Source organism: Rhodopseudomonas sp. BR0G17, from assembly GCF_010907025.1.
Lineage (GTDB): Bacteria > Pseudomonadota > Alphaproteobacteria > Rhizobiales > Xanthobacteraceae > Rhodopseudomonas > Rhodopseudomonas palustris_H.
Window position 1 is genome coordinate 85,530 of record NZ_QUML01000020.1, and the last position, 11,313, is coordinate 96,842.

Annotated in this window: 11 protein-coding genes; 6 read left to right on the top strand and 5 right to left on the bottom strand. The window is 65.3% G+C overall.

The genetic code is table 11. The features are described 5' to 3' along the window. Positions 1–247: 247 nt before the first annotated feature. From DY467_RS16265 to DY467_RS16275, 3 genes are all read right to left on the bottom strand, one after another. Positions 248–1,162, bottom strand: a complete 915-nt coding sequence (locus DY467_RS16265; protein WP_164637483.1) for an SDR family NAD(P)-dependent oxidoreductase — start codon at positions 1,160–1,162, stop codon at positions 248–250. Positions 1,163–1,309: 147 nt separating this feature from the next. Then, complete coding sequence (locus DY467_RS16270) at positions 1,310–2,449, bottom strand: thiolase C-terminal domain-containing protein (RefSeq protein WP_164637485.1); 1,140 nt, start codon at positions 2,447–2,449, stop codon at positions 1,310–1,312. 5 nt (positions 2,450–2,454) lie between these two features. Beyond that, the gene (locus tag DY467_RS16275; protein WP_107343750.1) at positions 2,455–2,868 is read right to left on the bottom strand and encodes a Zn-ribbon domain-containing OB-fold protein; all 414 of its coding nucleotides are present in this window, start codon (positions 2,866–2,868) and stop codon (positions 2,455–2,457) included. A 296-nt stretch (positions 2,869–3,164) separates the two neighbouring features. Here DY467_RS16275 and DY467_RS16280 point away from each other — a divergent pair, with 296 nt between their 5' ends. Next, the gene (locus DY467_RS16280; protein ID WP_164637487.1) at positions 3,165–4,514 is read left to right on the top strand and encodes an amidase; all 1,350 of its coding nucleotides are present in this window, start codon (positions 3,165–3,167) and stop codon (positions 4,512–4,514) included. Next, positions 4,507–5,193, top strand: coding sequence for a DUF2848 domain-containing protein (locus tag DY467_RS16285; protein WP_164637490.1), 687 nt, complete (start codon positions 4,507–4,509; stop codon positions 5,191–5,193). The genes DY467_RS16280 and DY467_RS16285 overlap by 8 nt, the downstream gene beginning before the upstream one ends. Before the next feature lie 174 nt (positions 5,194–5,367). Here DY467_RS16285 and DY467_RS16290 read toward each other — a convergent pair whose 3' ends face one another. Then, the gene (locus DY467_RS16290; RefSeq protein WP_164637492.1) at positions 5,368–5,817 is read right to left on the bottom strand and encodes a PaaI family thioesterase; all 450 of its coding nucleotides are present in this window, start codon (positions 5,815–5,817) and stop codon (positions 5,368–5,370) included. 385 nt (positions 5,818–6,202) lie between these two features. Then, positions 6,203–7,375: a 4-hydroxybenzoate 3-monooxygenase gene (gene pobA / locus DY467_RS16295; protein WP_164637494.1), complete on the bottom strand. Its 1,173-nt coding sequence runs from the start codon at positions 7,373–7,375 to the stop codon at positions 6,203–6,205. A gap of 168 nt (positions 7,376–7,543) precedes the next feature. Between pobA and DY467_RS16300 the strand changes: the two genes are divergently transcribed. The 4 genes from DY467_RS16300 to DY467_RS16315 all read left to right on the top strand — a co-directional run bounded on the left by DY467_RS16300 (position 7,544) and on the right by DY467_RS16315 (position 11,203). After that, positions 7,544–8,554 (top strand): TRAP transporter substrate-binding protein, encoded by a 1,011-nt coding sequence (locus tag DY467_RS16300; protein ID WP_012495336.1) that lies wholly within the window; start codon positions 7,544–7,546, stop codon positions 8,552–8,554. Between the two features lie 244 nt (positions 8,555–8,798). Continuing rightward, positions 8,799–9,293 carry a TRAP transporter small permease gene (locus DY467_RS16305; RefSeq protein WP_041810326.1) on the top strand — a complete coding sequence of 165 codons (495 nt, stop codon included), beginning with the start codon at positions 8,799–8,801 and terminating at the stop codon, positions 9,291–9,293. A 6-nt stretch (positions 9,294–9,299) separates the two neighbouring features. Continuing rightward, entirely contained in the window at positions 9,300–10,607 is a 1,308-nt protein-coding gene (locus DY467_RS16310; RefSeq protein ID WP_011157290.1) for a TRAP transporter large permease, read from the top strand. Between the two features lie 134 nt (positions 10,608–10,741). Then, positions 10,742–11,203: a DUF3237 domain-containing protein gene (locus DY467_RS16315; protein WP_164637497.1), complete on the top strand. Its 462-nt coding sequence runs from the start codon at positions 10,742–10,744 to the stop codon at positions 11,201–11,203. The last annotated feature ends 110 nt before the right edge of the window (positions 11,204–11,313 follow it).

Consider the following 11,313-nt stretch of genomic DNA (forward strand, 5'->3'; position numbering starts at 1 on the left):
CCCTCCAAGGTGCTTCACCCGACGGAAAAGCCCGCTGCAAGGCGGGCTTTTCTGTGTGTGTAACCTGCGGGGGGCTGTTAGTTCTTCGAGTCATTCCGGGGCGCGAGCGCTGCTCGCGGACCCGGAATCCCGAATTGGTAGCGACGGCCGGTGTTCCACAGCTACGGATTCCGGGTTCGCGCCTGGCGGCGCGCCCCGGAATGACGTGCTGGTGTTTAACCGATCGTCGTCGTGGAGCTGACCGAGTTTACACCGGATCCCAGTTGAAGATGTCGGCGGAGCGGTCGAGCTTGTAGAACGAGCCCTTGAGCGCCGGCATGCCGTGCTCGGCGAGGCTTTCGCAGGTCCAGCCGCCGTCGCGATGCACCGAGCGGATCGGGCGCGACTGGCCCATCAGGAAGATCTCGTTCATCCGCACGGCGAAAATCTGGCCGCTGACGTCCTTGGCGGCGTCGCCGAGCAGATACACCGACAGCGGCGCGATCTTCTCCGGGCCCATCTGCTGCATCCGTGCGACGCGGGCCTTCTCGTCCTCGGTCTCGGTCGGGATGGTGCCGATCAGGCGCGACCAGGCGAACGGCGACACGCAGTTGGAGCGGACGTTGAAGCGCTGCATGTCGAGCGCGATCGACTTCGACAGGCCGACGATGCCGAGCTTGGCGGCCGCATAGTTGGCTTGGCCGAAATTGCCGATCAGGCCCGAGGTCGAGGTGAAGTGCACGAACGAACCGCTCTCCTGCTCGCGGAACAGCCGGGCCGCGGCATGCGACACGTAGAACGTGCCCATCAGGTGCACCTTGATCACCTGCTCGAAGGCGTCGATGCTCATGCGGTGGAAGATCGCGTCGCGCAGGATGCCGGCGTTGTTCACCACGCCGTCGAGCTTGCCGTAGGTGTCGACCGCCTGCTTGACGATCTTGCTGGCGGGGATCGCCTCGGCGACGGTCTCGAAATTCGCGACCGCGGTGCCGCCTTCCTTCTTGATTTCTTTGACGACCTGCTCGGCCGGCGCGGCGTCGGTGCCCGAGCCGTCGGAAGCGACGCCCGGATCGTTGACGACCACCTTGGCGCCTTCGCGCGCCGCGAGCAGCGCGATTTCGCGGCCGATGCCGCGTCCCGCGCCGGTGACGATGATGACTTTGCCGTCCAGTGCCTTGGCCATTGTTTCTTCCTTCTTTGTTTAACTGAGGCGATGCCACTTACTTCAGCGTCATGCGCGGGCTCGACCCGCGCATCCATCCTCTTCGCGAAGAAGATGGATTGCCGGGGCAAGCCCGGCAATGACGACAACAACTATGCGACGTCGACGTTACTTCTCGTTGGTGAAGATGATCGTGCCGCTTGCGGCGAACATGCCGCCGACGCCGTGGCAGACCGAGATCTTCGCGTTCGGCACTTGCGCGGGCGCGATGCCGCGCATTTGCCGGACGCTTTCCTGCAACGCGTACATGCCGTACATGCCCGAGTGCATGTAGGACAGGCCGCCGCCGTTGGTGTTGAGCGGCAGCTTCCCGCCGGGGCGGGTGTTGCCGTCGGCGATGAATTGGCCGGTCTCCTCATAGGGCATGAAGCCGAGGTCGCCGAGGCCGAACAGCGGCAGGTGCGCGAAGGCGTCGTAGATCATCAAATGATCGACGTCGCTGTGGCTGATACCAGCCTCGCGGAACGCGGTCGGGCCCGCCACCTTGAAGGCGCGCGAGGAGTTGAAGGTCTCCATCTGGCTGACCATCGGCGTTTCCACGCTCTCGCCGGTGCCGAGCACATAGACCGGTTTGTGCGGGAAGTCCTTGGCACGATCGGCCGAGGTCATGATCAGCGCGCCGCCACCGTCGGTGACGAGGCAGCACTGCAGCAGCCGGAACGGATAGGCGATCATCCGCGAGTTCAGCACGTCCTCGACGGTGATCGGGTCCTTCATCATCGCGCGCGGATTCTTCGCCGCCCATTCGCGCTGCACCACGGCCACCGAGGCGATCTGCTCGTGGGTGATGCCGTAGGTCTTCATGAACCGCAGCACCGGGATCGGGAATTGGCTCGGCGGCCCGTAGATGCCGTAGGGCGCTTCGAACTGGCCCTGCAGGCTGTCGGCGGGAATCGAGCGCGGCAGTTTACCGATCATCGACTTGCCGCTCTCGGCGTGAGTGATCAGCACGGTCTTGCAGAGGCCGGCCTCGATCGCCGCGGCGGCGTGGCGGACGTGCAGCATGAACGAGCAGCCGCCGACGGAGGTGCCGTCGACCCAGGTCGGCGTGATGCCAAGATAGTGGGCGATCTGCTGCGGCGTCTCCACCGCGGTGGCGATGCCGTCGATGTCCGACAGCTTCAGCCCGGCGTCGGCGATCGCGTTGAGCGCGGCGTCGGCGTGGAGCTGGATTTGCGACATGTCGGGAATGACGCCGAGCTTGGTGGTTTCGGCGGCGCCGACGATAGCAACCTGATTACGACGCATGATGCTTACCCCTTCGCCGGACGGAATTGCGGAAGGGTGAGGGCGTCGTCGATCTTCTGGAAGGTGACTTCCAGCTTCATATCCAGCTCGAGCGCTTCCGGCGTTTGCGGGCATTCGAGGATGTTGCTCATCATCCGCGGGCCTTCTTCGAGCTCGACCACGGCGATCGCGTAGGGCTCGGTGAAGCCGGCCGCCAGCGGCCGATGATTGATCACGTAGGAATACAGGGTGCCGTTGCCGGAGGCCTTGAACACGCTGACCTCGCGCGAGCCGCATTTCGGGCAGAACGGGCGGGGCGGGAAGTACGCGTGGGCGCAGGAATCGCAGCGCTGAAGCCGCAGTTCGCCTTGCTTGGCGCCGTCCCAGTAGTGCTGGGTTTCCGGAGTGATCTTGGGACGTGCGCGTGCGGGTTCAGCCATGTCTTAGTTTTCTCCCTGAGCTGGCTCGTGGGCCCATCGGTTGTGCGGTCTTGATGCGATATCGGCCCGCCAGCGTCAACACGCGCAGGGCGCGGAGCCTTGCGCAGGAATTGTATTCCGCAAAGCGGACAATCGCGGAGCCCGAGCGATGCGCTCAGCGCGGGGCCGGAGCAGCCGTGGCGGCGGATGGCAAAGGGGCACTTTCCGCGCTACTGAATAAGCCGATGATGTTTCCTGCGTGATCGAGACGCGCCGCCTGCGCGCGTGACGATCGGCTTCCCATCGGAATGGACAGCATGACCCGACATCCTACACTCGCCGCGCTCGCGGCCGATCTCGAAGCCGGCCGCACCACCGCCCGCAAGCTGGTGGAAGACTGTCTGGCGCGGATCGCCGATCCGGCCGGCGAGGGCGCGCGCGCCTTCATTCACATCGACCATGACGCGGCACTGCAGGCGGCGGACGCGATGGACAAGCTGCGCGCCGCCAAGGCGGCGCCGTCGCCGTTCGCCGGCATTCCGATCTCGATCAAGGATCTGTTCGACATCAAGGGCCAGGTGACCCGCGCCGGCTCGCGCGCGCTCGACGACAATCCGCCCGCCGACAGCGACGCGCCTGCGGTGGCGCGGCTGCGGCGCGCCGGCTTCGTGGTGATCGGCCGCAGCAACATGACCGAGTTCGCCTATTCGGGAATCGGCATCAACCCGCATTACGGCACGCCGAAAGCCGCCTATCGCCGCGACGTCGGCCACGTGCCGGGCGGCTCGTCATCCGGCGCTGCGGTCTCGGTGGCGGACGGCATGGCACATGCCGGGCTCGGTACCGACACCGGCGGCTCGTGCCGCATCCCCGCGGCCTTCAACGGCATCGTCGGCTACAAGCCGTCGCAATACCGCGTGCCGCGCGACGGCGCAGTGCCGCTGTCGTTCTCGCTCGACAGCATCGGGCCTCTGGCGCGGAGCGTCGAATGCTGCGCCACGCTCGATGCGATCCTTGCCGACCAACCGGTCGGGCCGCTGATTGCGCGCCCGCTGAAAGGCATGCGGATCGCGGTGCCGACCACGGTGGCGCTCGACGATCTCGACGCTGCGGTCACCGCCGCGTTCGACCGCGCGCTGAAAACGCTGTCGAGCCACGGCGCGATCATCGAAAAGATCGAGGTGCCTGAATTCGCCGAGGTGGCCCCGCTCGGAGCCAAGGGCGGTTTTGCCGCTGCCGAGAGCTACGCCTGGCACCGCTATCTGATCGTGGCGCAGGGCGACGTTTATGATCCGCGGGTGCGCGAACGCATTCTGCGCGGCGAAACCCAGAGCGCCGCCGACTACGTCGATCTGGTGAATGCGCGCAAATCGTTGATCGCGCGCGCCTCGGCGCGGCTCGCGCCCTACGATGCGGTGGCGATGCCGACCACCGCGATCGCGGCGCCGACCATTGCTGAGTTGGCCGACGACAAGGCGTTCACCAAGGCCAATCTGCTGACGCTGCGAAATTGCACACTGATCAACATGATCGACGGCTGCGCGATCTCGCTGCCGTGCCATCGGGACGGCGAGCCGCCGATCGGACTGATGCTGGCGGGCGTCAATGGCACCGACCGCGAAATCTTCGAAGTCGCGGCCGGCATGGAGGCGGTGATCCGTGGTTGATCTTGCCTTCACGCTCGACGCTGCCGGCGGCCGCACCCAACTGGCGCTGCCGATTACGACTGCGGTGATCGCCGGCTGGACTGGGCGCGATCCGGTGGCGCGCGACCACCACATTGCCGAACTCGAAGCGCTCGGCATCGCGCGGCCGGCGTCGACGCCGATCTACTACCGCGTCGCCGCGGCGCGGCTCACCACAGCGCCTGCGATCGAAGTGTCGGGTGGCGACTCGTCCGGCGAGGTCGAGTTCGTGCTGATCGGCCATCAGGGCCGCATCCTGGTCGGCGTCGGCTCCGATCACACCGACCGCAAGGTCGAGGCCTATGGCGTCACCGTGTCGAAGCAGATGTGCGACAAGCCGGTGGCGCCGGAGCTGTGGGAGTTCGGCGACGTCGAGACACATTGGGATCGCATTGTGCTGCGTTCCTACGCCACGATCGGCGGGACGCGCGTGCTGTACCAGGAGGGCACGCTCGATGCGATGCTGCCGGCGCGCGAGCTGATCGCCCGTGGCTTTGGCGGCGCCAGCCTGCCCGATGGCTGCGCGCTATTCGGCGGCACCTTCGCCGCCAAGGGCGGCATCCGCCCTGCCTCGCGATTCGAATTCGAGATTGAAGATCCCGTGCTCGGCCGCGTCATCCGCCATGGCTATGACGTGGCGGAGCTGACGATACTGGGGTGAGCAAGGCGCAAGCGCACCATCATCACCGACCGTCATTCCGGGGCACGCGCGAAGCGCGTGAACCCGGAATCCCGAGGTTGTGACGAAGGCTGGCGGCGCAAAACAGCTCTGGGTTCCGGGTTCGCGCTCCGCCCGCTCCGGAACGACGGTGCTCGGCGCGCATGAGCCGCTAATTCACTCCTTCGCCTTCACCACGCTGAACGTGCCGTTGGCGCGGGCGCAGCGGGTGCCGTCGGCGGTGACGAAGCACTGCGCGACGCACAGCTTGGCGCCGACCTTGATCACCTCCGGCTCGATCTGCAGCCATTGGCCGAGCTTGGCGGGACCGATGAAGTCGATGGCCAGCGACGACGTCAACAGCCGCGCGCCGCCGCCGAGTTTGAGGCCGCAGCTGTAGCCCATCGCGTTGTCGGCCAATGCCGTGATCAGCCCGCCATGGGCGAGACCGCGTGAGTTGGTATGGCACTCGCGAATCCGCAGGCCGAGCATCACCGCATCCGCCGTGGTCTTGGCGTAGAGCGGCTCCCACGGCGCGGTGAGCGGGCTCGAACGGGCGTGGCGCACAAAGCCGTCAGGAATGCCGTCAGGCGCGGGGATGGGGTTCTGATCCGGTTCGGTCGTCATGCGCGTCGCTCGCCTCACTGCGTCGACCACCTTTAGACCGCACCGCAGCATCGCCGGCAACGCCGACAAAGTTTGAAGCGTGGTTTGAGAGGGTGTTTGAAACGGTGCGACGTGACTCCATGCTCCGTCATTCCGGGGCGCGAGCGGAGCTCGCGACCCCGGAATCTCGACGTTATTTGCAGGCTGTGCGCCACAGCTCGAGATTCCGGGTTCGCGCCTGACGGCGCGCCCCGGAATGACAAGTTGTGGTTGTCATTGCGAGGAGCAAAGCGACGAAGCAGTCCAGCTCAGCGGACGGAGCTTATGGTTTGCTTCGCGGCGCCTGTCATCGGGCGGCGTTCCGCGCCGACCCGTTGGCTCGCAATGGTGGGATTCCTGAGAGAGCTCAATACGGCAGGCCGACGTAATTCTCCGCCAGCGAGGTGATCGCGGCCTTGGAGTTGACCAGGTAGTCCAGTTCGGCGGTCTGGATGCGCTGGGAGAAGGCGTCGCTGTCGGGGAAGCGGTGGAGCTGCGAGGTCATCCACCAGGAGAACCGCTCGGCCTTCCACACCCGGCGCAGCGCGTTGGCCGAATAGGCATCGATGCCGGCCTCCGACTTCTCGGCGTAGTATTCACGCATGGCGCGCGACAGGTAGTATACGTCGCTGGCGGCGAGGTTGAGGCCCTTGGCGCCGGTCGGCGGTACGATGTGGGCGGCGTCGCCGGCGAGGAACAGCCGGCCGAACCGCATCGGCTCGGCAACGAACGAGCGCAGCGGCGCAATGCTCTTCTCGATCGACGGCCCGGTGACCAGTTTGCCGGCCGTCTCCGGATCGAGCCGGCTCTTCAGCTCGTCCCAGAACCGGTCGTCGCTCCAGTCGGCGACGTCGTCGGTGAGCGGGCACTGCACGTAGTAGCGGCTGCGGTGCATCGACCGCATCGAGCACAGCGCAAAGCCGCGGTCGTGGTTGACGTAGATCAGCTCGGGCGACACCGGCGGGGTGTCGGACAGCAATCCGAGCCAGCCGAACGGATACACCCGCTCGAACGACTGAACCGCGCTGGCCGGCACGCTCTGCCGGCTGATGCCGTGGAAGCCGTCGCAGCCGGCGATGAAATCGCACACGATCTCGCGCGTGGTGCCGTCCTTGACGTAGCGCACCTTGGGATGGGCGCCTTCGAAGTCGTGCAGGCTGACGTCGGCGGCATCGTAGATCGTGGTGAGGCCGGCGGCATTGCGCACTTCCATCAGGTCGCGGGTGACCTCGGTCTGGCCATACACGGTGACGCTCTTGCCGCCGGTCGCGCCCTTCAGATCGATGTGATGCCGCTTGCCGGCGAACGCGATCTCGAAGCCATCGTGCACCAGCGCTTCCTGATGCAAGCGGGTCGAGACCCCTGCCTCGTCGAGCAGATCGACCATGCCCTGTTCGAGCACGCCGGCACGAATCCGCGACAGCACGTAGTCCGGATCCTTGCGTTCCACGATGACGGCGTCGATGCCGTATTTGTGCAGCAGCTGGCCGAGCAGCAGTCCGGACGGACCCGCGCCGATGATGGCCACTTGTGTCCGCATGGTCGTTCCCCCGATGATGTTGTCGCCTCGTTACGGGACCGTCACGAAGCCGTCTAGCCGCCGTCCGGTGTCTAGCAGCTATTACGCGGCCGTCACTTGCAATGATGGTTATAACCTATAACAATGCGGCCCAAAGGCCGATTGAAGCCGACCAAGGGAGAGAGCTCGATGAGGAAGACTCTGCTCGCGCTGCTGCTTGCCGCCAGCGTGACGCCCGCGCTCGCGCAGGACAAAACCGTCAACTGGAAAGTCTCGCTGTGGGTGCCGCCGGCGCATCCGCTGGTGCCGGCGACCAAGGCGTGGGCCGAGGACATTCAGAAGGCTTCCGGCGGTAGCATCCGGATGACCGTGTTCCCTTCCGAGCAGCTCGGCAAGGCGTTCGACCATTACGACATGGCGCGCGACGGCATCGCCGACGTCACCTACGTCAATCCCGGCTATCAGCCCGGCCGCTTCCCAATCGTCTCCGCCGGCCAGCTTCCGTTCGTGTTCAAGGACGGCAAGAAGGGCACGCTGGCGCTGAACGAGTGGTACCACAAATACGCGCCGACCGAGATGAAGGACACCAAGCTGTGCTTCGCCTTCATCCACGATCCGGGCGCGCTGCACGGCAAGAAGAAGGTGCTGCTGCCGTCCGACATGAGCGGCCTGAAGGTGCGGCCGGCACAATCGACCATCGGCGAAATGGTCAAGCTGTTCGGCGGCACCAATGTGCAAGCCTCGGCGCCGGAATCGCGCGACGCGCTGGAGCGCGGCGTTGCGGACGAAATCACCTTCCCGTGGGGTTCGGTGTTCCTGTTCGGCATCGACAAGGTGGTCAAGTATCACATGGACGTGCCGCTCTACACCACGGTGTTCACCTACAACATCGGGCTGAAGGCCTATAACGCACTGTCGGACGCGCAGAAGAAGATCATCGACGATCACTGCACGCCGGAATGGGCCTCCAAGGTCACCGATCCCTGGACCGATTTCGAAGCCAATGGCCGCGTCAAGATGAAGGCGCTGCAGGACCACGAGGTCTATCCGCTGACCGACGCGCAGCTCGCCGAATGGAAGAAGGCGACCAAGCCGCTGCGCGACAGCTGGGCCGAGCAGGTCAAGAAATCCGGCGGCGATCCAGCCGCAGTCGAAGCCGATCTGCAGAACGCGCTGAAGAAGTACGACGCGGGGTTGTAACACCTTCTCGTCATTCCGGGATACGTCCCAGGCGGCGATAGCCGGCTGGGGCGTAGGCCCGGAATCCATACTCCCTGCAGGGGTTATGGATTCCGGGCTCGCGCTTCGCGCGCCCCGGAATGACGCCTCTCTATGTAGTGTCATCAGCTTCAACGATCGAAACCCGATGCCCTCCAATCCCGACGACAAGCTCCGCGACCGGCTGCCTGGCGCCCTGACGACGCGGCGCTTCTCCAAGAACGGAATGGACCGCTTCATCGACGCAATCGAATGGATTGCGGCGTTCTTCGTCGGCATCGTCGCGCTGAACACGTTTCTGGCCGTGTTCATGCGCAAGTTCTTTTCGGTGACGATCCCGGACTACTACAATTTCGGTCAGTTCATGCTCGGCGTGCTGATCTTCTGGGGTATTGCCGCCACTTCCTACCGTGGCTCGCACATCACTGTGGATCTGGTGTGGGCGGCGGCGTCGCCGCGCTGGCAACGGATCATCGACATCTTCGCCACTCTGGTGCTGCTGTTCGTCGTCAGCGTGCAGACCTACACGCTGTTCGACAAGGTGGTGACCACCAAGGCCGACCACATCGTCACCATGGACCTGCAGATCCCGATCTGGCCGTTCTATCTGGTGTCGTGGATCGGCGACGTCTCCGCCGTGCTGCTGATCGCGATTCGAACCTTCCGGCTGATCTTCCATCCGGAGCAGATGCGCGAAGTGCGCATGAAGCCGGTGGAGTAGCTAGCGATGCTGACCAACGAGACCGTGGCCGCGATCGGCTTCGTCAGCCTGTTCGTCCTGATGCTGCTGCGCGTGCCGGTCGGCATGGCGATGGGCCTCGTCGGCGTCACCGGCTTCGGCTATCTCACCGGCTTCGAGCCGGCGCTGAAGCTGGTCGGTCAGACCACGATGCGCACCGTCACCGACTATTCGTTCGGTGTGATTCCGATGTTCCTGCTGATGGGCGCGTTCGTGTCGGCGTCGGGCATCAGCCGCGAGCTGTTCCGCGCCGGCAACACCATCGTCGGCCATTGGAAGGGCGGGCTCGGCATCGCCACGATCGCGGCCTGCGGCGGCTTTGCGGCGATCTCCGGCTCGTCGGTAGCGACCGCCGCGACCTTCTCGGCGGTGGCCTATCCGGAGATGCGGCGGTTCGGCTATCCGCAATCGTTCTCCACCGGGGTGATCGCGGTCGGCGGCACGCTCGGCGCGATGCTGCCGCCGTCGACCGTGCTGGCGGTGTACGGCATCATCACCCAGCAGGACATCGGCAAGCTGTTCATCGCCGGCATCTTGCCGGGCCTGCTGGCGATCGTGATGCACATGATCACGATCTGGATAATCGGCGTGGCGCGGCCGGGCTTCCTGCCGGCGGGGCCGAAGAGTTCGTGGGGCGACCGCCTCGCGGCGTTCCGCGACGTGTGGTCGCCGCTGCTGCTGTTTTTGTTCGTGATCGGCGGGCTGTATGGCGGCTTCTTCATCCCGACCGAGGCCGGCGCGGTTGGCGCCGTCGGCGCGTTCCTGATCGGCATCCTGCGCGGCAAGCTCGACCGCGAGGGCATCCTGCAGTCGCTGCTGCAGGCGACCCGCACCGCGGCCGCGGTGTTCACCGTGCTGATCGGCGCGCTGTGCTTCGGCTACTTCCTCACCATCACCCAGACGCCGCAATACGTCACCGAATTCCTCACCGGGCTCGGCATCGGCCCTTACGGCGTGCTGGCGCTGATCCTGCTGATGTATCTGGTGCTCGGCTGCCTGATGGATGCGATGGCGATGGTGATCCTGACCGTGCCGATCGTGTTTCCGGTGGTCACGGCACTCGGCTTCGATCCGATCTGGTTCGGCATCATCATCGTGATGACGGTCGAGCTCGGCTTGATCCACCCGCCGGTCGGCATGAACGTGTTCGTGATCAAGAGTGTGATCAAGGACGTCAGCATGTCCACGGTGTTCGCCGGCGTGCTGCCGTTCGTCGTCACCGATTTGATCCGGCTGGTGATCCTGATCGCGTTCCCGATCATCGCGCTGTGGCTGCCGATGCGGATGATCGGGTAGGAACGGGGATACGTTCACAATCAACCTCCCGTCATTGCGAGGAGCGAAGCGACGAAGCAATCCAGAAGCGCAGTGCGCGAGGCCCTGGATTGCTTCGCTGCGCTCGCAATGACGGAATACGCGGGAGCCGACCAATGACCCCGACACTCGAAACTCGCTACGCCTTCACCATCACGGCGCGGATCGGCGAGGTGACGTCGGCCGGCGAGATCGGCAGCGGCGTCCGCCGGATCATTCCGATTCTCGGCGGCGAGGTGAAGGGCGAGGGGATCAGCGGCCAAGTGCTGCCGTTCGGCGCCGATTTCCAGATCATCCGGCCGAACGAGCTGATCGAGCTGGAAGCCAAATATGCGTTCGAGACCGATGACGGCGCGGTGGTCTATGTCGAGAACATCGGCATCCGGTTCGGGCCGGTCGAACTATTGCAGAAGCTGAAGCGCGGCGAGCCGGTCGACCCCAAGCTGATCTATTTCCGCACCCGGCCGCGATTCGAGACCGGCCACCCGAACTATCAGTGGCTGATGCAGCATTTGTTCATCGGCTCCGCCGCCCGCCACGCCGACCGCGTCGTGATCGACGTGCATCAGGTGCTGTGAGGCCACCTTCCTAACCTCTCCCCGCCCTTTGCGGGGAGAGGTCGACCCGGCTTAGCGCAGCGGAGCCGGGGCGGGTGCGGGGCCTGGCACTGAGGTGCTACGGGAAAGAC